The organism is Sorangium sp. So ce296 (assembly GCF_051529605.1).
GTDB lineage: Bacteria > Myxococcota_A > Polyangia > Polyangiales > Polyangiaceae > Sorangium > Sorangium cellulosum_D.
In genome coordinates this window covers 9,602,914-9,624,692 of record NZ_CP150325.1, presented here as the reverse complement: position 1 = coordinate 9,624,692, position 21,779 = coordinate 9,602,914, and the positions used below count along the sequence as shown (strand labels likewise).

General features: G+C 72.9%; 16 protein-coding genes. 6 read left to right on the top strand and 10 right to left on the bottom strand.

The window, feature by feature from the left end; genetic code table 11:
• Positions 1 to 58: 58 nt before the first annotated feature.
• From WME98_RS35700 to WME98_RS35675, 6 genes are all read right to left on the bottom strand, one after another.
• Positions 59 to 910, bottom strand: coding sequence for a class I SAM-dependent methyltransferase (locus WME98_RS35700; protein ID WP_437946089.1), 852 nt, complete (start codon positions 908 to 910; stop codon positions 59 to 61).
• Positions 907 to 1,317: a hypothetical protein gene (locus WME98_RS35695; protein WP_437946088.1), complete on the bottom strand. Its 411-nt coding sequence runs from the start codon at positions 1,315 to 1,317 to the stop codon at positions 907 to 909. The genes WME98_RS35700 and WME98_RS35695 overlap by 4 nt, the downstream gene beginning before the upstream one ends.
• A gap of 397 nt (positions 1,318 to 1,714) precedes the next feature.
• Positions 1,715 to 3,049, bottom strand: coding sequence for an extracellular catalytic domain type 1 short-chain-length polyhydroxyalkanoate depolymerase (locus WME98_RS35690; protein WP_437946087.1), 1,335 nt, complete (start codon positions 3,047 to 3,049; stop codon positions 1,715 to 1,717).
• An 880-nt stretch (positions 3,050 to 3,929) separates the two neighbouring features.
• Positions 3,930 to 5,000, bottom strand: a complete 1,071-nt coding sequence (locus tag WME98_RS35685) for a hypothetical protein (protein ID WP_437946086.1) — start codon at positions 4,998 to 5,000, stop codon at positions 3,930 to 3,932.
• 22 nt (positions 5,001 to 5,022) lie between these two features.
• Positions 5,023 to 6,204: a glucuronyl esterase domain-containing protein gene (locus tag WME98_RS35680; RefSeq protein WP_437946085.1), complete on the bottom strand. Its 1,182-nt coding sequence runs from the start codon at positions 6,202 to 6,204 to the stop codon at positions 5,023 to 5,025.
• 916 nt (positions 6,205 to 7,120) lie between these two features.
• Positions 7,121 to 8,533, bottom strand: a complete 1,413-nt coding sequence (locus tag WME98_RS35675; protein ID WP_061624263.1) for an L-serine ammonia-lyase — start codon at positions 8,531 to 8,533, stop codon at positions 7,121 to 7,123.
• A 299-nt stretch (positions 8,534 to 8,832) separates the two neighbouring features.
• Between WME98_RS35675 and WME98_RS35670 the strand changes: the two genes are divergently transcribed.
• The 6 genes from WME98_RS35670 to WME98_RS35645 all read left to right on the top strand — a co-directional run bounded on the left by WME98_RS35670 (position 8,833) and on the right by WME98_RS35645 (position 15,553).
• Complete coding sequence (locus WME98_RS35670; protein WP_020734248.1) at positions 8,833 to 9,624, top strand: OmpA family protein; 792 nt, start codon at positions 8,833 to 8,835, stop codon at positions 9,622 to 9,624.
• A gap of 15 nt (positions 9,625 to 9,639) precedes the next feature.
• The gene (locus tag WME98_RS35665) at positions 9,640 to 10,908 is read left to right on the top strand and encodes a glycosyltransferase (RefSeq protein WP_437946084.1); all 1,269 of its coding nucleotides are present in this window, start codon (positions 9,640 to 9,642) and stop codon (positions 10,906 to 10,908) included.
• 66 nt (positions 10,909 to 10,974) lie between these two features.
• Entirely contained in the window at positions 10,975 to 11,499 is a 525-nt protein-coding gene (locus WME98_RS35660) for a 2'-5' RNA ligase family protein (protein WP_437946083.1), read from the top strand.
• A 213-nt stretch (positions 11,500 to 11,712) separates the two neighbouring features.
• A complete protein-coding gene (locus WME98_RS35655) occupies positions 11,713 to 13,272 on the top strand; it encodes a serine/threonine-protein kinase (RefSeq protein WP_437946082.1) in 1,560 nt (519 codons plus the stop codon).
• A 74-nt stretch (positions 13,273 to 13,346) separates the two neighbouring features.
• The gene (locus WME98_RS35650) at positions 13,347 to 14,417 is read left to right on the top strand and encodes a hypothetical protein (protein WP_437946081.1); all 1,071 of its coding nucleotides are present in this window, start codon (positions 13,347 to 13,349) and stop codon (positions 14,415 to 14,417) included.
• On the top strand, positions 14,414 to 15,553 hold the full coding sequence (locus tag WME98_RS35645; RefSeq protein WP_437946080.1) for a hypothetical protein: 1,140 nt from the start codon (positions 14,414 to 14,416) through the stop codon (positions 15,551 to 15,553). The genes WME98_RS35650 and WME98_RS35645 overlap by 4 nt, the downstream gene beginning before the upstream one ends.
• 103 nt (positions 15,554 to 15,656) lie before the next feature.
• Here the strand turns inward: WME98_RS35645 and WME98_RS35640 are convergent, their stop codons facing one another.
• From WME98_RS35640 to WME98_RS35625, 4 genes are all read right to left on the bottom strand, one after another.
• A complete protein-coding gene (locus WME98_RS35640) occupies positions 15,657 to 16,526 on the bottom strand; it encodes a hypothetical protein (protein ID WP_437946079.1) in 870 nt (289 codons plus the stop codon).
• A gap of 315 nt (positions 16,527 to 16,841) precedes the next feature.
• Positions 16,842 to 17,534 (bottom strand): hypothetical protein, encoded by a 693-nt coding sequence (locus tag WME98_RS35635; protein WP_437946078.1) that lies wholly within the window; start codon positions 17,532 to 17,534, stop codon positions 16,842 to 16,844.
• A 61-nt stretch (positions 17,535 to 17,595) separates the two neighbouring features.
• Positions 17,596 to 18,075, bottom strand: a complete 480-nt coding sequence (locus WME98_RS35630) for a hypothetical protein (protein WP_437946077.1) — start codon at positions 18,073 to 18,075, stop codon at positions 17,596 to 17,598.
• A gap of 333 nt (positions 18,076 to 18,408) precedes the next feature.
• Positions 18,409 to 21,768 carry a hypothetical protein gene (locus WME98_RS35625; RefSeq protein ID WP_437946076.1) on the bottom strand — a complete coding sequence of 1,120 codons (3,360 nt, stop codon included), beginning with the start codon at positions 21,766 to 21,768 and terminating at the stop codon, positions 18,409 to 18,411.
• Positions 21,769 to 21,779 lie beyond the last annotated feature (11 nt).

Below are 21,779 nucleotides of genomic sequence, written 5' to 3'. Positions count from 1 at the left end.
CGGCGGAGGGTCGATGAACAGCCGCGGGTGAGGCAGCCGCCGCGGAGGGGGCGCCGGGTCAGCCGCGGCGTCCCCACGCGTGCGCCGGGGGGATCCGCGCCTCGAACCAGCAGAAGGTCTCGTGCACCAGGAACGCGCCGCCTTCGCCATGCTGCTCGGCGAACCGCGCGAGCGCCGCCGGCTCGATCGCCCGCAGGTCGAAGCGGTCGTGCGTCGTCGCCCGCCACCAGGTGAGCAGCGCGTCCAGCGTCGGATACACGTGTGTCCCCTGCTGCTCCTCCAGGCGGAGCAGCTGAAGGCCGGCGCCCTCGACGTGGTGCGCGAGCGCCGCGGCGTCCTCGAAGGCGAAGTCCCGGAGGATCCTCTCCCCCGACGGGTCCGCGAGCCGCGAGAGCTCCCCGACGAGCGCGGGGAGCGACGAGACGCACTGGACGACGATGCGCCCCGCGGGGTGGAGCAGGCCGCGCAGCCGGCGGAGGACCGCCCGCTTGTCGCGGATCCAGTGGAACACGAAGTTCGAGAAGACGAGATCGACGGGGCGGTTTCGGGCGATCTCGCCGAGGGTCTCGGCCGTGCCCACCCGGAACTCGAGGTTGGGCGCGACCGCGGTGTCCTGGGCGAGCGCGATCCGCGCCTCGTCCGGATCGATCCCGACGACGCGCCCGCCGGGGCCGACGAGCTCGGCGAGCTGTTGCGTGAGGCCGCCGGTGCCGCAGCCGAGGTCGAGCACGAGCTCGCCCCGCCTCACGCCGGCGAGCTCGATGAGGCGCTCGCCGCGCCCCTTCTGCCAGAGGCTCCCTCTCCGGTAGGCCTGCGCGGCGGGGGGGATCGTGATGGAGGGCAACGTCGCGTCGGCATCGGCGTCGGCGTCGACGTCGGCGTCGAGGTTCCGAGGAAGACCGCAGCTCATGTCGCGACCCCGCGATCGAGGCGCACGGTGACGAGGTAGCCAGAGCCCTGGACCACGTTGGCGGCGTGCGGGACGCCCGGCGGGATCCAGATGCTCGTGCTGCCCGTGACGAGGTGGGCGCTGGGGCCGAGCTCGATGCGGTACTCCAGGCCTGTGGGGTCGGGGAGGATCAGGTTGATCTCCGGGACATCGTGGGTGTGGAGCGCGGTGTAGTCCCGGCGCGCCGGCTCGGCGCTGTCCACGCGATGGACCGCCAGGTGAACGGGGAACCCCGCGGCGAAGAACCGCTGGATGCACTCGACATCCTGATGAAATGCGACCGCGGACAGCGGGCTCGGCACGTTGGCGCAGAGGACCGCCTCGTCGAGCCGCTGCTCAGCAGAAATGGACCTCGCGAGGAGGTTCATGGTGGTCATCGGTATCGGCGCAGACATCATGATGCTCCGTTCCCCGGGTGATGGCGCGGCCATCCGCGCGCTTGTGCGTTGCGAGCCAGCGCGCGGATCAGCAAGGCACATGCCGTCTGGCGCGCCCTCCGAGGGAGCGCGCCGGCGGCGCAGCTCCGGCCGAACCGGGCGCGCCGCGGCCCGCGCCGGTCGAGGGCGCCCTCTCCCGCGGGGCGAGCCGCGGTGACATGTCACGGCCCGAGGCGTGACATGTCACGGCCCGAGGCGTGACATGTCACGGTTCGAGGCGTGACATGTCACGCGCGCGCCGCGCGCCGCGGCTCACGGAGCGCGCGCATCGCACGCCGACCCGTGCGTTGCTCATTGAGAGGCGCGCTTCCTGCGCGAAGGTACCTTGTCAGCGCCCGGCGTCTCGCTGCCGGCGACGGAGCGTCAACAGCGCGAGGCCCATGGCGACGGCGGCTGCGGTCGAGCTCATCGGCTTCGAATCGCCGACGACACAGGCGCATCCGCCCGATTCGGATGCGGAATCCGGGCCCGCGCCGGGGTCGTCGCTGCCCGCAGCGCCGGTCGGGGTGCTACCGCCCGTGCCGCCGCCGCCCGTACCGCTGCCGGCGGGCTGCCCGCCAGAGCCGGCGGTTGCGCCCCCGCCGGTGGTGGTGCTCCCCGCGGCCGGTCCGGTGCCGCCCCCGGAGCCTACCGCGCCGCCCGCGCCGCCCGCGCCGCCTGCGCCGCCTGCGCCGCCCATGCCACCGCCACCGTCTGGCCCCGGACAGGCGGGCTCTGGATCGGCGCCGCCGGCCTCGTCGAGGCCGAAGAACGCGAGAATGGCGTCGGCCTCGTACGGCATGGAGTGCGCGCCGTCTTTCCCTGACCACGCCTCGAACACCGTGTAGCCACACTCGTCCTTCCAGAACTGGCGCGCATAGGTCGTCCCGTTCGAGGTCGTGCTGTCGGTCGAGCTCGGGGCCTCGCTCAACCCCAGGACATTGGTCCACTCCTTGATCGCCTCGCCCTGGTTCTTGTAGTTGATCGTGGCGTCCGCCGTGCCGTGGAAGATCTGAAGACGCGGGCGGTGTCCCGTGTAGCCAGGAAACATCGCGCGGACCTGGTCTCCCCATTGCTCCGCCGTCTTGCTCGTCCTGCCCCCCGCGCAGTTGCCGCTCCACTGGTTGCTCGGGTCGAAGCCGTCGGCCCAGCACCCAGCCGGCACCCCCGCCCTCGCCGCGCCGGCCCTGAAGATGTCCGGGTACACGGCCAGCATGGCCTGGGTCATCATCGCCCCGGAGGAGCCGCCCATCACGTAGACGCGCTTCGGGTCGCCGCCGTACTTCTCGAGCGTGTATTTCACCATCTGAGCGACGGCCTGCGTGTCGCCGCCGCCGTCGTGGGTCAGGGACTTCGTCGAGCCCACGTCCCAACAGTTCCGGCCAGTGGCCTCCGGAAGGACGATGATGAAGCCGTTCCTGTCGGCCCCGGCGCGGATCCCCGAGATGCTGTTGAAGAAGCCGCTCACCGGCGTGCTGCAAGAGTGGCAGGCCACCACGATGGGTGGATTGTCCGCCAGCCGGTCCGGGACATAGATGTTCATGTTGACGTAGTCCGGTACGCCGCTCGCGCCCCACGTCGTCCGGTCCACCTTCACCACGGACGCCGCGCGCGCTGGCATGGCCGCGAGCAGACCCAGAGACATCGACGCGACCACGAGGGCGCGGTTCAGAAATCGACGCATGTCGAGCACCTCTTGCGCTGGCGTCGCCGACGATGGCGCGCGCTTGCCGCGTCGATGCTAATCGACGACAGAACTTCGGCGCAAGCCACGCTTCGAGTTCTTCCACGCCGGCAAAAGTTGCATCAAACCATTCCCGGCCGCAGAACATTACAGCATTGCAGAAGGCCGTGAGCCTGGGGTCTGTGCCGGCGCGCCCTCCGAGCGCGCAGCGCTGCCCCGAGGCCGCCGAGCCTTCCATCGAAGCGCCCGGATTAGCACGAAACCAAACGCATCGGTGTTCTAGCAGCTACGACGGCGCGCGACGATCCCGTCAAAGCGCCCGGCGGGCCAAGCGCCCGCCAGGCGATCGTCCCTCAGGGAGAGCAATCTATCTGAGGGGGCAGGCTCTTGAGCAGCATGCACCCCGGACGTCCGCATTCGATGGCGCAAGCCGCTTCCACCGTGGTGCACACCGTGCCCCCGCAGCGCTTGAGATCGAAGCATTGGCTCCCCGCGGGACAGAGGCCATGTTCACCACAGCGCGCGAGCGCATCACAGCGCGGCGCGGCCGCCTGCTGGACGCCGGCGGCCGGCGCGGCTGGGCTCTCCGCGGGCTGACGTTCGGTGCTCGGCGGCTGCGGAGGGGGCTCTTGTGCCGGAGCGCCGGCGTCTTCGGCCGACCCGCCGGCGTTCGAGGCGAGCGGTGAGCTGCGCGGCGCCTCGCGTCCGGTCCCCGCCCCCCCGACGCGGATCGAGCTGGCGCACGCTGAGACAGCGACCACGACCCCGAGGAGAAACGACAAGGCGGCCTGCCACCGCGGGCCGCGACGGTGACCTGTTGCGGAGCGTGCGCCGCGGGGCTCCCGCGGCGGTTCGACGCGAGCGGCGAGGGAGGTCGCCATCACTCCCAGCCGGACACGCCGTTCGTGTCGCGCAGGATGGCGTGCACGGCGTGCACCTCACCGCCGGACATCTTGATCATATGCATGTCCAGATGCCCGTCCGTCATGAAGTCGAACACGGTGAGACCGATGGCGATGCCGCGCACCTCGTCGGCCAGGATGACGCGCGGGATGAACGTGCCGCCGGACCCAGGATCGCCGGCGCTGCAGGACGCTCCGGCGCGGCAAGAGAAGTTGCCGCCGCCGTTCTCCAGGCGCTTGCAGGCTGCCGTGACGTCGCAGACGCCGGCGGGGAACGCGCGGAAGTACTTGTCGATCCAGCTCGTCAGCTCTTCCCGCGTGGCCCGCTCGGCCTCCGGGACCTCGTCGTGCCATCCGATGTCGTCCGCGATGGCGATGATCGCGGCGGGATCCGACGCGACCGCGAAGGACGCCGTGTAGTCGCCCGCGCGGACGACGATCGTCTCGATCTCCGTCATCTCCGAGCCTTCCACCTTGATGCGGAGGGCGACGGGGAGATCCCTCCCGCCTTCCGGGATCACCGCCTGAGCGCCGACGCTGCACGCCTCGGTGTCCAGGGCGCGCTGCGAATGCTTCACCTCGCCAGCGTTCTTCCAGAAGTCCGTCGTGCCGATCTCGGCCTGCACGGCGTTTTCGGTGAACTTCACGCCTTCTGCCAAGGGTAGGCTGGAAGGATCCCCGGCGGCGAGGGCGGCGAAGTAGTCGTCCAGGAGGCCATCCAGGAGCTCGCGCGTGCATTCGCCCCCCGGAGCGCCGCCCGACCCCGACGCTCCGCCGGTGGCCGCTCCGGATCCACCGCCGCTGGAGGTGCCGCCGCTCGGCCCCGCCCCGCCGGTCGACGTCGCGCTGCCGCCGCCCGATGAGGCGCCGCCGGTCGCTTGCGGCGCGCCGCCGGTGCCTCCCGCGGGGCTCTGGCCGCCCGAGCCCGCGCTGCCCGAGGCTCCACCACCTCCGGTGCCTCCCGCGGCGTCACCACCTTCGCCAGGGCCGCAAGCACCCAGCGTCAGGGCCAGGGCGACCCCGAGAGCTTGAAACGAGCTATGATTCATGGGCTACCTCCTCTGCGCTCGATCAAAGCTCGCCGGTGAGCGTCGGCGGTGTCCAGTCGATGTGGTCCAGGTGGTTGGGCTTGTTGGGCAGGTCCGTGGCGAAAGCGCCCGTCGCCGTGGCGTCCTTGCCCAGCAGGAACTTGTCGATCATCGCGTTGAGGGACGCAGTGTACTGCGAGCGCCAGCTGCAGTGGCTCCCACCCGCGCCCGTGTAGGCCATATGGTCTCCGACGCCGAGCGCCTCGAAGATCATCTTGCCGACGTTGGCGGTGACCCACGCCGAGTTCCGATCGAGCCCGTTGTACATGGTGCTCGGGTTGTCCACGATGTAGAGGCCGCGTGGCGCGATGAGGCCCATCATCTCGTGCATGTCGACGGGGAGCTTGTTCGTGTTGTCGGCCCCGGCGTTGTTGCCCGTGGTGAACTGGCCGAGCGCCACCTCCGAGAGCCAGCGGACGTAGCTGATGCCATGATAGGGCCACTCGGAGCCGCTGTAGCTGTCGAGCACCTCGACGAGGCGCAGGCCGACCGTGCCCCCGAGACCCGACTCCACCGGGATGGTCAAGGCGATGCGGTTGTCGAGCGCGCCGGCGACGAAGGCCCCCTTGCCCCAGCGTGAGCAGCCCGTCACACCCACCCGGCGCGGATCGATGACGCCGGGGTTCTGCTCCAAGACGTCGAGGACGCGGCTGATCTGCCAGGCCTGCGCCGTGAGGTACCCCGCGGGATGGTCCGAGCCGTACACGCTGTAGAACGGCCCGTTCTTCGCGCCGCTGCCGCCGGTCGACTCCACCGCGGTGAAGGTGATCGTCGCGACGCCTCTCGGGACTGGCATGCCGCTCAGGCCGCCATAGCCGATGATGGCCGGGGCGGGCGCCGTCGCACCGTTCATGTTCACGGTGAGGTTGAACGAGCCGCTGCCGCCGCCATCGTTGACCTGGACCGTGATCCTGCTGTCGCTCACGGTACCGGACACGGCTCCCTCTGCCGGGACGGGCTTGTCGCCGTAGATGAACTTGTAGGCTTGCTGGAGGATCTCTTCGCGCCGGCAGGCCCACCCGCTCTTGTCGGCGATGCGGGTGCCGTCCATCTTCTTGAAGGGGTCCGGCAGCTTCGCGTTCGCCGTGAGCGAGCCGACGCTCGGCATCGGTCCGACGGCGCACCCGGCTCCAGGGTCTTCCACCTGGCCCCACTCGGCGCTCACGGCGTCGCCGCCGCCGCTGCCATCGGTACCACCGGTTCCCGGCGCTCCGCCCGTTCCGACCGGGCCTCCACCACCGCTGCTGGCCTCGCCCGTCGTTACGCCGCCGCCCGTCCCGGTCGGGGCACCACCCGAAGAGGACGCTCCGCCAGTGCCCGTCGACGCCCCTCCGGTGCCGCTGCTGCCGACGCTCCCTGTGCCGACTGAAGAGCTTCCTCCTGAACCGGCAGGATCCGATCCTCCGTCTCCGGTGCCGCAGGCGGCGAGCGCCAAAGGCAGCGCTGCGAACAAGGCCAAAGAGATCGTGGGACGTGCGGTGCGTAGACGCATGTTGAGCGCTCCTCGTGAAGGGACCGTGAAGCAGGACACCGCCGGGGTCGGGCGACGGGGTGGCGGACGAGGGCCCGACCCGCGAGTGCCACTGTGGTTATTCCCCACTTTGCCGATCGTCTCAAGTCGATTCTGTCTTATTTCGTGGCGTCCGCGCGGTGCGCGCACCGCTCAGGTGGACTTTTTCGGGCCTTGAAAATTCTTGACTCTGGCGGAACGCGCCGGGCGTGCGGCCTCCGCGCTGCTTCGACGGCTTGCCGCCGAACGAGCTCTCTGCGTCCTTTTCGAGGGCCTCGATCCCTCCGGCCGCAGCTGGCAATCGTCCTCTTCGCCCGCGCCAGGGGCCAGGAGCAGGCCCAAGCCGATTCCCCACTTGACCCTCGACGGTGCGACGAAAGAATCCTTTGCCTTCTACGCGAAGGTATCGAGACGCACGATCGAGCTCTCGCGGACGTGCGGCGAGTCACCGATGAACGATGTCTCTATCTGCCCACACCGTCAGGTCACCGGTCTCGGGGAGCGGAGACAGGCTTTGAGGTGAGAGAATACTCGGAGTCCTTCAAAAGAAGGAGCGTCCAGCGGCGCGGGGCTAGCACTCCGGCAGGTGGACCCCGACCTCGAGCGGCACCTCGACCACGTTCACCGCGAGGCCGCCGCGCGCCGTCTCCTTGTACTTCGACTCCATGTCCGCGCCCGTGTCGCGCATCGTCTTGATCACCTTGTCGAGGCTCACGAAATGCGCCCCGTCGCCGTGCAGCGCCATGCGCGCGGCGCTGATCGCCTTGATCGCGGCCATCGCGTTGCGCTCGATGCACGGCACCTGGACGAGCCCGCCCACCGGATCGCACGTCAGCCCGAGGTTGTGCTCCATCGCGATCTCGGCCGCGTTCTCCACCTGCGCCGGCGTGCCGCCCAGCCCCTCGGCCAGCGCGCCCGCGGCCATCGAGCACGCGGAGCCCACCTCGCCCTGACACCCCACCTCCGCGCCGCTGATCGACGCGTTCTCCTTGTAAAGAAGGCCGATGGCGCCCGCCGTCAGCAAGAACCGGATCACCCCCTCGTCCGTCGACGTCGGCACGAAGCGCCGGTAATAGTGCAGGACCGCCGGGATGATCCCCGCCGCGCCGTTGGTCGGCGCCGTCACGACGCGGCCTCCGGCGGCGTTCTCCTCGCTCACGGCGAGCGCGTAGAGGCTCACCCAGTCCATCGCCGTCAGCGGATCTCGGAGGCCCGCCTCGGGGCTCTCGATGAGCTTGCGGTACAGCGCCGGCGCGCGGCGCGCCACCTTGAGGCCGCCCGGCAACACGCCCTCTGTCCGGAAGCCGCGCCGCACGCACTCCTGCATCACCTCCCAGATCCGCAGGAGGCCCGCCCGGATCTCCGCCTCCGGACGGAAGACCTTCTCGTTCTCCAGCATGACCTGGCTGATCGACAGGCCCCCGGCCGCGCACGCCGCGAGCAGCTCCGCGGCGCTGTGGAACGGATACGGGAGCGGCGTCGCGTCCTCCTCGATCGGATTCTCCCCCTTCGCCGCGGCCTCGTTCACAACGAAGCCGCCGCCCACCGAGTAATACACGCGCACGCGCAGCGGGGCGCCGCCCTGGTCCAGCGCGGTGAAGCGCATGCCGTTCGGATGGAAAGGCAAGCTCCGGTGCAAGAAGGCCAGATGCCCCTTCACCTCGAAGCCGATCTCGTGCCGGGCGAGCAGCGACAGCCGGCCGCTCCGGCGCACGCCCTCGACGACCTCGCCCGCGCGCTCGACGTCCACGCCATCCGGCGTCTCGCCCATGAGCCCGAGGATGACGGCCTTGTCGCTGCCGTGGCCGCGGCCCGTGGCGCCGAGCGAGCCGAACAGCTCCACCCGGACCGACGCGGTGCGGTCGAGCAGGCCCGACGCGTCGAGATCCACCGCGAACATCCGCGCGGCGCGCATCGGGCCGACCGTGTGCGAGCTGCTCGGCCCGATGCCGATCTTGAAGAGATCGAAAATGGTGACTGCCATGTGCGCTGGTGCGCCGGAGAGCCACGCAGGGGCGCCGCTCGACGCCCGCGGACACTACGGGATCGCGCCGGCGACCGCCACCGCCGCGCCGGCGCGGCGCAGAGAAGCGCGCCGCCGCGGCGCAGAGAAGCGCGCTGCCGCGGCGCAGAGAAGCGCGCTGCCGCGGCGCAGAGAAGCGCGCGGGGGGAAGCGGGCAAAATCGCGCGGCGCGCCGGACGCCCGCCGGCGCGGGCCCGGCGTCCCGGTGGTATACTCGGCCCGTCTTCCTCACTTCCCTCACCCTCCGAGATGAGGTCCCCATGCGCCATCTCCCGGCCCTGCTCCTCGCCGCCTCGCTGCTCGCCCCCGCCGCCGCCCGAGGCGACGGCCCAGCACCCGCGCCCGCGCAGGGCGAAAAGGCCCCGAGGCCGCCCGCGCTGGAGGTGACGATCGACCGGTCGAAGGTGGACCTCAAGGGCCGCCAGATCGAGGTCAAGCTGTCGCGCGCCGCCGCCAAGGTGCGCATCAAGGTCGTCGGCCAGTCGGGCGCCGTCCTCGCCGAGGAGGAGAAGCCGTTCGGCGGGGCCGCGGCCGGCACGCCGCTCACCGTGACCTGGACGCCCTCGAGCGACGAGACCGTCGCGCGCATCGAGGTGTACGGCCACGACACCCAGGGCTACTGGGCGGGGGTCGCGATCCTCCCGTGGAACGTGAGCATCCCCCACGAAGAGGTGCAGTTCGAGACCAACTCCGATGTCATCCGGGCGCCCGAGGTGCCCAAGCTGGAGGCGAGCCTCCAGAAGATCTCGGAGGTCGTCGCGAAGACCAGCGAGCTCGGCAAGATCACCCTGTTCATCGTCGGCCACACCGATACCGTCGGCAGCGCGGAGCACAACCTCGCCCTGTCGCGGCGGCGCGCGCGCGCGATCGCCGCCTGGTTCAAGGGCCGCGGCCTGAAGCTCCCGGTCGCGTTCGAGGGGCTCGGCGAGTCGGCGCCGCTCGTGAAGACCGCGGACCAGGTGGACGAGCCGCGCAACCGCCGCGTCGACTACATCCTGTCGGTCGAGCCGCCGCGGCTGCCGTCCGGCGAGGCGTCCTGGAAGGCGCTCTGAGGCGAGCGGCCCCGCATGAAGACCACCGTGCTCGCCGTCGGGACCCGGGGCGACGTCCAGCCCGCGATCGCGCTCGGCAAGGCGCTCGCCGCCCGCGGCCACGACGTCCGCGTCCTCGCCGGCAAGAGCTTCCAGGGCTGGATCGAGGCGCACGGGCTCACGGCGATCCCGGCGAGCGTCGACACCGTCGACATCATGGAGAGCGACCTCGGCAAGGCGTGGGTGGCGCGCGGCACCGATCCCCTGGCCCAGCCGCGGATCCTGCAGCAGATCATCGATCGCTACGGCGCGGAGATGTCCGAGGACGCGCTGCGCGCCTGCGAGGGCGCCGAGCTCATCCTGAGCAGCTTCACCTCGGACACGTACGCGGCGTCGATCGCCGAGGCCTCCGGCGCGGTGCAGGTCAGCATGCCGCTCCAGCCCTCGATCCTGGCCACGCGCAACGGCCCGACCGCGATGGTCGCCCCGGTGCCGCGCGGCGACAGCGCGCTCAACCTCCTCGTGGGCAAGCTCCTGATCGAGCCGACGGTGTGGCGCTGGTACGCCGGCGTGACGAACCGCGTGCGGGCGCGGCTCGGCCTGCCGCCGCAGGGCCGGCGCGCGTACCTGGCCACGCTGCGCCGCACGCTGGTCGTCCACGGCTACAGCGCCCACGTGGTCCCGCGCGCCCCGGACTGGCCGCCCGGCTTCCACACGACGGGCTACTGGTTCCTCGACGAGGGCGGCGCATACCGGCCGCCCGAGGCGCTCGAGCGGTTCCTCGCGGCGGGCGAGCCGCCCGTCGCCGTCGGCTTCGGCAGCATGACGTCCCACGATCCCGCCGCGACCACCCGGCTCCTCGTCGACGCGGTCGTGCGGAGCGGCCGGCGCGCGGTCCTGCTCTCGGGCTGGGCCGGGCTCGGCGACGCCGCGCTCCCGGACTCGATCCTGCGGATCGACGCCGTGCCGCACGACTGGCTGTACCCGCGCGTCGCCGCGGCCGTGATCCACGGGGGCGCCGGCACCGTGGCCTCGTGCCTGCGCGCCGGGCGGCCCGCGGTGGTCGTCCCGCACCTCGGCGACCAGCTCTACTGGGGTCGGCGCGTCGAGGAGCTCGGCGTCGGCCCGCGCGCCATCCCGCGGCCGCGCCTCACCGCCGAGGCGCTCGCGGCCGCGATCTACGCCGCCGCGACCGACGCCGGCATGCGGCGGCGCGCCGAGGAGCTCGGCCGCAAGATCCGCGGCGAGGACGGCGTGGCGACGGCGATCGGCCACATCGAGCGGCGCCTCGCGGCGCGCGCGTGACGCGGGCGCCTGCCCCGAGCGCGCCGGCGCTTGCCTCCGGGGCCCGGCGGCGCGAGGGAGCCGGCGATGGCAGAGGACAAGGCGTTCGCCCTGTGGCTCGTCCCCGGCGGCGCGCCGGCCGCGCGGCTCCGGGAGCTCATCGCGGCGCTCGCCCGGGAGACCGGCGGGCCCGCGTTCGCGCCGCACCTCACCCTGGTCTCCGGGCTGCGCGGCGACGGCGCCGCGCTGGCCGCGCAGCTCGGCGAGCTCGAGGGCGCCCTCCACCCCGTGGAGCTCGAGGCGCGCGGCCCCGCCGTCGGCGCCTCCCGCCACCAGTGCGTGTTCCTCGACGTGGCGCTCACCGAGCCGCTCGCGGCGCTGCGCCGCGCCGCGCAGGCCGCGCTCGGCGCCGGCGAGAGCCCCTTTCGCCCGCACGTGAGCCTCGTCTACGGCGACCTGCCGGAAGACCGCCGCCGGTCGCTCGCCGCGGATCCGCGGGTGCGCTCGCTCGGAGGCGACCGAGCGTGGGCCGAGCGGCTCGAGCTGTGGGCCGTGGATGGGCCGACCGAGCGCTGGCGCTGCGTCGAGGGCGTCGCGCTGACGCGCCCGTGATCGCCTCGCCGGGCGGGCGCCGAGCGTCGAGCCGCCCGCGGCATGCCCGGGCGCGCGTGTCCGGGCGCACAGCTCCGACAGTTCCGCCGGGGCGGCGCGGCTCGCCGGAGCTTTGTGTCCTGCGCGCAGGGCACGGCGCTCCGGAGTAGGTGATCCCCTCGGATCTCGGCTAGCCTACGGGCCATGGTGGCGGCTCCCGTTGCGATAGGCGATGTGCTGGCGGGCAAATACCGCGTGGAGCAGATCGTTGGCGCAGGCGCGATGGGCACGATCGTCGCCGCGTGGCACCTGGAGCTCGATCAGCGGGTCGCGATGAAGTTCCTGCACTCGCCCGGGACCGAGGGCGGCGACCCGGCGGAGCGGTTCCGGCGCGAGGCGCGCGCGCTGGCCAGGATCAAGAGCGAGCACGTGGCGCGCGTCCTCGACGTCGGCTCGATGCAGGGCGGAATGCCCTACATGGTCATGGAGTTCCTCGAGGGGAACAACCTCGCGGAGGAGATCCGCGCGCGAGGTTCGCTGCCCGTGGTGGAGGCCGTCGGGTACGTCCTCGAGGCCATCGAGGCGATGGCCGAGGCGCACGCCGCGGGGATCGTCCACCGCGATCTCAAGCCGGCCAACCTGTTCCTCGCGCGCCGGCCCGACGGCGGGCGGATCATCAAGGTGCTCGATTTCGGGATCTCCAAATCGATGCTCGGCGGCTCGCGCGACGAGCTCGCGCTGACCAAGACGGCGGCGCTCCTCGGCTCGCCGCTCTACATGTCCCCGGAGCAAGTGCGCTGCGCCAAGGACGTGGACGCGCGCACCGACATCTGGGCGCTCGGCGTCATCGTGTACGAGATGCTGATCGGCCGGACGCCCTACAACGGCGACTCGGTGCCGCAGCTCTTCGCGTCGCTGCTCCACGAGACGCCCCCCACGATGGCGCAGCTGCGCGCGGACGTGCCGCGCGAGCTCGACGCGGTGGTGATGCACTGCCTCGCCAAGGACCCCGAGCAGCGGTGGAGGAACGTCGGCGATCTGGCGGCGGCGCTCCTCGCGTTCGGCCCGGCCGGGAGCCACGTGCACGTCGAGCGGGCGCGCCGCGTGCTCGGCCTCCCGGGCGGTCGGCCGTCAGCGTTCAGCCAGCCCGGCATCTCGCTCCCTCCGCCCGGCGCGGCGACCGGCGGGCAGGTCGCCGGAGCGCGCCTGTCCGTGCCGCACGGCGCGCCGTCGCCCGCGGCGTCGGCGGACACGGGGCCCGCGGTGAGCTCGTGGAGCAACACGGGCCAGGTGCCGCGCGCGGGGCGCAAGGGGGCGCTCGTCGGCGTCGCCCTCGCGGTCGGCGCCGCGCTGGCCGCGTTCTCGTTCGGCGCCCTGCTCTTCCTCTTCGTGCGCCCCGGGAGCACCGCCGGCGGCGAACAGCCCCCCGCGCCGGCGGCCACGCAGCTGCCCGGCGCCGCCGCGCAGGATCCCGCGCCCGGAGCCGCGCCAGGCGCCGCGAGCGCCGCCCCGCCCGGCGCGACCGCCGCGCCGGAGCCGCCCGTGGCCACCGGCAGCGCCGCCGCGCCGGAGCCGCCCGCAGCCGTCGGCAGCGCCGCCGCGCCCGAGCTGCCCGCGGCCGCCGGCAGCGCCGCCGCGCCGGCGGCGGCCTCCAGCCCGCCTCCCGCCTCCCGGCCGGCCGCGCCGCCGGCGAGCGCGGCGGCACGCCCCGCCGAGCGCCCGCAGCCCGGCGCGGGCGCGCAGCAGGAGCCGCGCCGGAACACCACGATCAGCGACTTCGGCGGGCGGCGCTGAGCGCGGCGCCCGCGTCAACCGGGCGACGGCCCTTGGACGCCGTCGCGGCCAGCTTGGAGGAGAGTACAGGACGAATGAGACGGCATCAGCGAAGCACCGCACACCCCGTCGCGCTGGGTCTGTGCGCGGCGTTGATCTCCGGGGCGCTCCCCGCGCGGGCGGAGCCGAGCGCCGCCGAGAAGGCGACGGCGGAGGCGCTCTTCGACGCGGCGCTCGATCTGATGAAGCAGGGGCGCAGCGAGGAGGCGTGCCCGAGGCTGGAGCAGAGCCACCGCATCGACCCGGGGATCGGCACGCTGCTCTACCTGGCCGAGTGCTACGAGAACACCGGCCGCACGGCGAGCGCCTGGGCCACGTTCCGCCAGGCCGCGTCGGAGTCGAGGGCCGCGGGCCAGGCCGAGCGCTCCCGCAAGGCGCAGGCGAGGGCCGCCCGGCTGGAGCCGGGCCTGTCCAAGCTGAGCATCGGCGTCGCCCCGGAGAACCTCGCCCTCCAGGGGTTCGCGGTGCGCTCCGCCGGAAAGCCGGTCGAGCCGGCGATCTTCGGCATCGCGATCCCGGTGGATCCGGGCGAGATCGCGATCGAGGCGAGCGCGCCGGGTCATGAGACCTGGAAGACGACGGTGAAGCTCGGGAGCAACAAGGCGTCGGCGAACGTCGACGTGCCGGCGCTCAAGCAGCTCGAGGGGCCGCCGCCCGACCTGGTCAAGCCGGCGCCGAGCGAGGCGGAGGTCGCCGCGCCCGCGGTCGGCGCGCCGGCGCCGGCGCCTGCTCCGGCGCAGGCGCCAGCGCCGGCGGGGTCGCGGGGCGACACGATGCGCCTGATCGGCCTGGTCGTGGGCGGCGCGGGCGTCGTGGGGCTCGGCGTGGGGACGTTCTTCGGCGTGAAGGCCATCTCGAAGAACGGCGACGCCGAGGGCTACTGCAAGGGCGGCAGCACGTGCGAGGATCCGCGCGGCGTGACGCTGACCGAGGAGGCCAGCAGCGCCGCCACCGGCTCGAACATCGCGTTCGGGCTCGGGGCGGCCGCGCTCGCCGGCGGCGCGGTGCTGTACTTCGTGGCGCCGCGGCCATCGTCGCGGGTCGAGGTGGGGCCGATCGTGGGCGCGCGCAACATCGGGCTGCGCGTCGGAGGGACGTTCCAATGAGGCGCCCCCTCACGACCGGGCTCTTGCCGCTCGTCCTGCTCGCCCCGCCGGCGCTCTTCGGCTGGCTCGGCTGCCACGCCATCGCCGGCATCGAGGACCGCACCTATGTTCCGCCGGAGGAGGAGCCGGAGCCTTCTCCCGTGAGCGAGGCGTGCGCGTCGTACTGCGCCGACGTGATGGCGAACTGCACGGGCGAGAACCAGGTGTACTCCACGCTGGACACCTGCCACGGCGTGTGCGCGGCGCTCCCGGCGGGCGATCCGCTGGAGCCGGTGGACAACACGCTCGCCTGCCGCGCGCGCCAGGCGGAGCTGGCGGGGCTCACCGACGAGCCGGCGGTGCACTGTCCGGCGGCGGGCCCTGGCGGCGACGGGGAGTGCGGGACCGACTGCGAGAGCTACTGCGCGCTGCAGGCGGCGGCGTGCACGCCCGAGCTCCCCACGCAGGAGGAGTGCGTCGCCAAGTGCGCGGGGCTCCGGGACGTCGAGGGGTTCGACGCCATCGAGAACCACGAGGGCGACACGCTGCAATGCCGGCTCGTGCACGTGAGCTCCGCGACGGTGGACCCCGACGAGCACTGCGACCACGCGAGCCTGATGCCGGTGGAGCCGTGCATCGAGCCGGAGGGGACCGAGCCGAGCTGCGAGGACTTCTGCCGGGTGGTCATGACGTCCTGCGAGGACGACCTGGCCGTCTACGACTCCGTCGAGCAGTGCCTCGCCGTCTGCGGGGCGCTCCCGCCGGGCGGGACGGAGGACCGGAGCGAGAACACGGTGGGCTGCCGCCAGTACCACGCCTACAGCGCGCTGCTGGCCCCGGACACCCACTGCGGGCACGCGGGGCCGGGCGGCGACGGCCATTGCGGGCTCGACGGCGACTCCACGACGACGGGCAACTGCGCGTCGTACTGCACGCTGCTCGAGGCGGCGTGCAAGGAGGCGTTCGATGAGATCTTCGAGGACCGGGGCGCGTGCGAGCTCGACTGCGGCGACGTGTCGGGGGCGGGCCACGACTCCGGCTACGCCGTCGCGAGCGCCGAGGGCGCCACGGTCGCCTGCCGGCTGCTCTACGTGAGCCGCGCGTTCGAGGATCCGACGCTCTGCGCCGCGGCGCTCGGCGACCCGCCCTGCCAGTGACGGGCGGCGGCGCCGCGCCGCCCTGTGGACCTTGACGCCTGCGTGCTCCAGGGGCTCGGCAGCGGCCGAGCTCCTGAATCGAGGCGCACGCTGGCGCGGCTTGTCACATTTCCTTCGTCACGGTGGCTGTGGCGGTCGCCTCGCCCGAGGCCTCGCCCTCGACGGTGACGCGGATCGATGCCTCGGGAGGCATCTTGGAGAAGTCGATGATCGTGTCCCGCCTGAAAGCGTCGCAGAATACTTCCCCCTCGTCCATGATGCATTGCAGCGGGAAAGCGGTGAAGACGTCCAGCAAGCAGCCGTCTGCAGAGAGCGTCCATCCCTTGTGGTTCAGGAGGTAGACGAGCCCATTCTCCCCGACGGAGACGCTCACTTTGAACGGTCCACCGTACAAGGACAGCGTCTCCACGCCATCGCCGACGAACTCGCCTGGCTCCACCAGCCACGTGCCGAATGGATCGCACTTCAGGCTTGCAGGCAAGGGCTCGCACGTCACGGGCCACAGGACGTGCCATTCACCTTCGACGCAGCTCGCCTCCACGCGCACCTTGTTGGCGCACCCGTTGTACAGGCCGTCGTAGACGCATTTCTCTGACGTGCTGCACGCCTCCAGTGGATCAGGCGGCAGGTCCTCCGGGCAACCGGCGGTGTCCCCGCCGGTACCGCTCGAGCTGCTGGCCCCGCCGGTGCCGCCGACGCCGCTCGAGCTGCTGGCCCCGCCGATGCCGCCGGCGCCGCTCGAGCTGCTGGCCCCGCCGATGCCGCCGGCGCCGCTCGAGCTGCTGGCCCCGCCAGTGCCGCCGGCGCCGCTCGAGCTGCTGGCCCCGCCGGTGCCGCCGGTGCCGCTCGAGCTGCTGGCCCCGCCGGTGCCGCCGGTGCCGCCGGTGCCGCCGGCATCGACCAGCGTGCCGTCGCAGCCAGCCAACGCAAGGAAGCCGCAGATTGCGGTGAAGGTCATGCTCTTGAGAGTCAACGGTCGCCTCCTTGCAGGGGGCGCTTTGCACGGCGCGTACCGTTGCGCCGCATCCGCGAGGGAGGCGTCCCGCGATCGTCACGCCAACCGGCCAATCCAGCGATTTCACACCCCAGCAAGCGCCTGTTCCCAGGCCCACGAGCACAGGGGCAGCTGGTCATCGCTCGGGTGCATGCGGGCCCCCCGGCATGGAATGGGCCCGGTTGTGCCAGGGTGAGCATCGGGATCGCGCTCGGGCCGCGCCGGGAACGCAAGATATCGTCGCCCAATCCCCCGGGCCAGGGTGCGCTCACCCTGTGCGGCACCGAGCGAACTTCACAGCTCGTGGTCCGCGGGCGCTCGTTCTCTACGCAAGAAGAACAGAACGGTGGCGCCCTCCTGCCGAGTATCCATCTGGAGCTCCATCGTCCCCAGCGATCCGCGGCGCAAGCTGAGCTGGACGAGCTTGTCGCCGGGGATGCGTGGCCATTCGGGGTGGGTCAGCTTCGCGCGACAGATGCTGGAAGAACAGACAACCTCGTCGACGCTGACCTGTGGCCCCAGCTGCTCGGGGATCAACCGTGCGATCGCCGGCGCTGTCTCACGACGCCATGCTGGGTCGGCCGGCTCGGTGTTGACGCGATCGCTCAACCCGTCCCAGAATTTGATCCGCGCCTCGCGCAACGAACGCTCTTCTTCCTCGGGATCGAGCTGCTCGTGCGCGCCCGTGCTGTCGAAGCTGTCGCCGTCCTGCTCATCGCGGTCGCGAGGCCGGACGGAGCCGAAGGGCTCGACCGCATTCTCGCCAGCCGAGTCCTGCTGCGAAGGGACGGCTGCCTTCGACGTCGCGGCGCGCAGCCTGCGGACCTCGCGTTCCAGGGCCGCGATTCGCTGGCCGTCCTCCGCGCGCAAGGCGCCCTCGCGCTCGCTCGCCGGGGGCGCCGAAGCGCGCCCCCAGACGTATGCGCCCGCCGACGCTGCGATGCCAGCCAGCAGGATGAGCAGCCAGTGCGGTCGTCGTTCGATCACCGGTCCCCCGCGTGGACGTCCAGAGCTCATGGCCTACGTGGCTCGACTCGGCTGGCTCGACTCAGAAGACGCGCACCGTGCTGATACCAGACCATCCACCCCCTGGAAGCAAGCAAGTCACGGCGTACGTGTGCGAAGCGCTCTGCGGCGAGACGGTGATCGAGGCGGTCTTCGTCACGAAGCCGGTGAAGGTTCCGGTCCCTGACGTTATGATTGGAGTATCGCCGACACCATTGCCGTCCTGATCGTACACGCTTCCGATACACATCACGTTCGCGTCGTCCGCGGAGTCGGAGTTGTGATCAAACATGCGGATCCGGAAGGTCACCGTTCCTCCGAGCTGATGATCTACGGGGATCGGGCAAGTGACGGCCTGCGCGCCGCTCAAGAGGTTTGTCAGGCCGTTGTTCGCTCGAAACACGGTCGTTTCCGAGGACACGAAGCACGCCCCGGCGCTCGTGGTCGCCCCAGCCGACACGTCACCCGGGCTCGACAGGAGACCCAACGCAGGGAGGACTGCGAATTTCGCGAGCTTCTTCATGTATCCACATTCCCTTTCCCCAAACAACAAAAAAACCTACCAACGATCGGCTTGCCCGAACGCATGGACTGCGTGCCCCGGCACAATACCACCATGACCACCGCTCCGCATTGTCGAAATCATGCCGAGGCCGAGCGGAGATTCGGACTCCGCCAATGCGTCACGCCGCGAGCTCGATGGGCGCCGGGAAGGCCTCGGCCGGGCGACACGGCTTGATGCCGAGGAGCGATTGCGCTCCTTACAGACGAGAGTCCTTGCGACTTCGGGATGCGAGCCGCAGGGCTCACGCCCGTCCGGCGCCGCCCGGCGACCCGGGGACGATCCGCAGATCGATCACGGCGGCGCGACGAACGACGCCGGCCCCGCCACCGCCGGCGACCGGTCCTTCCGGTACCGCTCCAGCAACGCCCGCCGCTCCGCCGTCCACCCGTTCTTCGGCGACGCCGCCTGCACCAGCGCCTCCAGCGCGATCCGCCGCAGCCGCGGATCGCCGCTCCCCCGCAGCGCCTCCTCGAGGGGCGACGGGTGCACGCAGCCGTGCACCGCGGCCATCGCCGCGACCATCGCGTCGTGGTGCAGCAGGTCCCGCCGGCCGAGCTCGACGAGCGCCTGCCCGAGCTCCCGCCACCCGAGCAGCCGGGCCGCCAGCCCGAGGTACTGCGGCACGGCCAGGTCGTCCGCCTTCAGCGCCGCGAGCAGCCCCTCGCCCACCGCCACGTGGTGCCGCGCGGCATAAGCGCCGAGCCGCGCCGAGAGCACCGGCAGCAACGCCACGAGGTGCCGGCGCCTCGGCGAGACCTCCTTCAGCCGCGCCACCACGGCCGCGACCTCCCCCGGCTGCATCCGGGCGAGCACGGCGGCCAGCGCCACCGCCGCCTCCTCGGGCGCGGGCGCGTCCAGGTGCCCGAGCAGCCGCTGGAAGAGCGCGCGCTTCTCGTCCCGGAGCGGCAAGGACGCGGCGCGCCGGAGCAGATCGAGCCGCGCCTCCGGCTCCGCCCGCCCGAGGATCGCGGCGAGCAGCTCCACCACGCGCTGCTCCGCCTCGCTCGAGAGCCGGCCGAGCGGAATGTCCGCGAGCTTCGAGGCCACGATCCAGTCGGGATCCCGGACGGCGCGGCCGAAGACGTCCCACGTCTCCGGCCGGTCGAGGTGATCCCAGAGCGCCCGCAGCAGCGCGATCCGCACGTCGCGGTGGGTCTTCGGGCCGTCCAGCCGGAGCAGCTCCCGGTAGGCGTCGTCGCCGCCCAGCTCGCCGAGCAGGCGCACGACCTCCTTGGCCACCGTCACCTTCGCCGTCGGCACGGCCCGGAGCTCGGCGAGCACCCGGTCGCGGGACATCTCGGAGAAGGCCTTCCGGAGCGCGTAGATGGCCCAGCGCGCGCGGTCGTCGCCCAGGCACTCGATCAGGACCGGCACGCCCTGGCCGGCGTCGAGCCACGGCAGCGCCCGGACGGCCATCTCGCGGAGCGGCTGCCGCGGGTCCGCGGCGAACGGGACGATCACCGACGCGTCGACGTACGCCAGCCGGGCCAGCGTGGAGACGGCGAACCGCAGCGTGGGGACGTCGCACGTCTCGTCCGCGAGCAGCGCGCGCAGGCCGGCCGCGTACCGCGCCTGCTGCCGCGCCGTCCAGCGGGCGTGGCCCGCGCCGAAGTCGATCACCCAGCGCGTCCGCCCCGTCGCGTACCTGCCGGTCATGGGCCGGCCGTCCAGCAGCGGATCGAGCAGATCCTGGCGCCTCCGGCTCACGTGCCGGGCGACGTCGCCGATCAGGGCGAAGCTCGCGTCCTCGCGCAGGAGCGCCGGCACGAGCCGCGCGAACCGCGGCCGATCGTGGATGCGGAGGAGCCCGAGCGCGCCGGCCGCGACGCCGACGAACGGGAGCTCGCGGGACAGCCGCTCGAGCGCGTCGAGCAGCGGCGCGACCACCTTGAGGCGGACGCCGAGGCTGTGCGCGAGGGAGAGCACCGCCCCGGCCCGCTCGGCGGTGCTCCACGCGCCCGCGAGCTGCGCGAGCGCAGGGGTGAGCCGCTCGGCCTCCGCCCGCGTGAGCCCATCCCCGAGCCCGGCCGTCGAGACCGAGCCGCGCACGGCGAGGATCCGCGCGAGCCAGCGGGCGCCCCACGCGCCGTCGACGCGGAACAGCTTGACCACGAGCCGCTCGACGGCCGAGGCCGTGGCCTGGGACAGGTCCGCGGCGTCGAGCGCGTCCTGCGCCACGACGGAGACCGCGTCGAGGTGCTCCGGCCCGAAGCGGGCGAGCGGCAGCGCGGCGAGGGCGCCGATCATCGCGCGCCGCACCGGGTCCTGCTCGAACTTGCGGGCGCGCACGTTCGCGAGCGCCTCGGCGAGCGCGCCCCGGTCGTGCAGGACGCTCGCGATCAGCAGCGCCTGCGCCTTGGCCCGCTCGTCGCCCTCGGGGTGCCCGAGGAACGGCGCGAGCACCGCCTTGGCCTCGGCGAACGGCAGGAGGCGCGCGTAGCTCATCCGCCGGTCCGGCTTGGCGACGAGCGCGGGGCAGTCGAAGAGGTGCCGCCGCGCCTCGCGCTCGCGCAGATCGCCGGGCAGGGCGTCGAGCACCTCGGGCGCGATCGAGCCGCCTTCGGCCTGCGCGGCGCACGACCAGCGCTCGAAGGCCCGCTCGCGGACCGCCTGCTCCTCGGCGGACTCGGCCTTCACGTAGCGGAACAGAAAGGCGCCGAAGCCCCCTCGCCCGCCGAGGAGGAAGGCGCGGAGGACCGCCTTCTGGTCATCCGTGCGCAGCCGCAGGAACCACCGCACGCCCCGCTTCCCGTCGCTCAGCGCGCCCCAGGCGTTGCGGATGAGGAAATCGAGGCGCTCGGCGCCGAGGGCGGGCGCGCCCTCGTCGAAGCGCACGACCCCGAAGGCGCCCGGCGGCCGGGCCGGGCGGCCGCTCTCGTGGCGCGCCTTGAGGAGGTCGAACGTGGCGGCCGGGCGCGACCGGGCGAGCAGGCGGAGCTCGTCGGCGAGAGACGAGGGATCCTCGCCGCGGTCGAAGAGGGCCTGGATCAGCGGGAGCGCCGCGTCGGGGGCGCGCTGGGCGAGCCGGACGAGGAGCGGCGCGAGGCGGTAGCGCTGGCGCACGTCGAGCGACCCGGAGCGCGCGATCGCCTCGCCGAACCAGCGCGCCGCGCCGACAGGGTGCCGGTCGGCCAGCCGCGCGAGGCAGAGCGGGCCGCCCGCCTCGTCGATGGCGCGCCGGTGCGCCGACACGAGCGGCTCGGAGCCGAACGGGAGCAGATCCACGATCGTCGGATCGCGCCCCTGCTGCTGCAGGCGCGCGCCGAGGAAGGCGTCCACGACCGCCTGGCGCTTCCGCCGCGCGAGCTGGGCGACCGTGCGCCGGAGGGTGCGGCGCTCGACGACGGCGTCGAGCGCCGCGAGCGCCTGCGCGTCGTCGCAGAAGCGGGCCACCATGCGGCCCGCGCGCCGCCGGACGAGGCGGGACGGGTCCGACACGGCCGCGAGGACGCGCGCGCCGTCGCCCGAGCCGTACACGGCCATGAGCGCGAGGAGGCGCTCGTAGGCCTGGGCGCTGCCCGAGAGCGCGCCGAGGAGGGCGGCGGCGCCCGCGTCGCCGCCCGCGGCCGCGCGGCCGAGCGCGACGGCGCGGCGGACGCGGTCGTGATGGGCGAGCGGCTCGACCTCGGCGAGGAAGGAAGCGGTGTCCATGGCGGCGATCG